The 1704-nt window shown below is 45.9% G+C and carries 2 protein-coding genes; both read right to left on the bottom strand.

Annotated elements, in window-relative coordinates; all coding sequences use genetic code 11:
* Window positions 1-32: 32 nt before the first annotated feature.
* Window positions 33-620, bottom strand: a complete 588-nt coding sequence (locus PX484_RS10445; RefSeq protein ID WP_287767407.1) for a hypothetical protein — start codon at window positions 618-620, stop codon at window positions 33-35.
* Between the two features lie 240 nt (window positions 621-860).
* Window positions 861-1704 (bottom strand): ThiF family adenylyltransferase (locus PX484_RS10450; protein ID WP_288103748.1); only part of this gene is annotated, 844 nt, incomplete at its 5' end.

Below are 1704 nucleotides of genomic sequence, written 5' to 3' on the forward strand. Positions count from 1 at the left end.
ATTCCCAAAATAAGAGAGCCAAATAATCTTGATTAAGGTCTCTGGTCTTGATTTTGGGGATAACTGGGGAATAGATCTCTGGGGAAATCCTCGGCACTTAAACAGGTTTGTAAAGCTTGGGAGGGATTATTTTTGTCCACACCACGACTGACAGCGATAACGCACTCGGAAAAGCGACCGGGTAATAAACTTTGACGACAGGAATCTAAAACCTGTTTAGAAATCCCTAATTTATCGGGTTCCTTGGCTGTTTCTGTTTCCGTTTGTTTGAGGGAATTAGCGGCAAATAAGGGGGCAGCGCGATGGATATCGACCACACAGTGACCTAGGTCGATGGGACGACGCACTTGAAAACAAGCTTGCAGAGCCAGATTACCATCGATCGGGGTTTTGGATTTAATCATTACCACACAGCGGGATAATTCTTTAGGAATTAATGCTTCTGAACAAGCGGTGGCGGCATCTTGGGGACTGACTCCCGTGCGGACAATCTGACTGATACAGGCACTAAATTGATTATTATTGCCAAATGCGATCGCTGTTCGGTTCATTTCTACTAAGCCAAGGGAAATAGTAGCGATCGCGCTCCAACTAGCAATTTTTTTAATATGGTTTTTCATTGTTTGCTCACACCCAAGATTTTAAGGCTAACTGGCCTTGATCTTAACAGATTCACGGGGAACAGGAAACAGGGAGATGGGGGAATGGGGAGATGGGGGAATGGAGAGAGGGAATTATAAATTATGAATTATGAATTATGAAGTGGGGAGATGGGGGAATGGGGAGATGGGGAGATGGGGGAATTTGACTAATACCCCAAAACCCTAACACCCTAACACCCCAAAACCCAAGGGCTAAAATTAGTATTCTGGTACAGTGGAATCGACTTCGCGACTCCAGGCGCTGATACCACCTTTGACGTTAATTCCTTCGATACCTGCCTCTTTGAGGATAGCGAGGGCTTTAGCGGAACGTCCCCCCATCTTACAATGGGCGATAAGACGATAACCGTTGACTAATTCCTTAATTTTGGGAATTGCCGAACCATTTTCGATATCGGGTAGGGGAATTAATACCGAGTTGGGGATCTTAGCGATTTGGTACTCGTTGGGATTACGCACATCGATGAGAACGTAATCATTAGCATTGCTGTCAAGTAGGGTTTTTAACTCCACTACGGTCATTTCTGTCATTTTTTGCTGTTCTGCTGCTTCTTGTGCCTTCGCTTGCGGAATACCGCAGAATTGTTCGTAATCAATTAGTTTTTCAATAACGGGACGGATGGGATTCGGACGCAATTTTAACTCGCGGAATTTCATTTCCCAAGCATTGTAAAGCAGTAAACGACCACTGAGGGTATCCGGTGCGCCGAGGATAATTTTAATGGCTTCTGTGGCTTGAATTGTGCCGATTACTCCGGGTAAAACCCCTAAAACGCCGCCTTCGGCACAGGAGGGAACCATCCCCGGTGGTGGCGGTTCGGGATAGAGATCGCGGTAGTTGGGACCACCTTGGTAGTTAAAAACGGTTGCTTGTCCTTCAAAGCGGAAAATTGAGCCGTAGACGTTGGGTTTGTCGAGAAGAACACAAGCATCATTAGTCAGATAACGGGTGGGGAAATTATCCGTCCCGTCGATGACTACATCATAGGGGGCTAAAATGTCAAGGGCATTTTCGGAACTTATGCGGGTTTCGTACAAATCC

The organism is Microcystis sp. M49636_WE2 (assembly GCF_030065375.1).
Lineage (GTDB): Bacteria > Cyanobacteriota > Cyanobacteriia > Cyanobacteriales > Microcystaceae > Microcystis > Microcystis aeruginosa_C.

Coding starts and splice junctions, on each gene's coding strand:
- PX484_RS10445 (WP_287767407.1), bottom strand. CDS start 620: ATGAAAAACCATATTAAAAAAATTGCTAGTTGGAGCGCGATCGCTACT.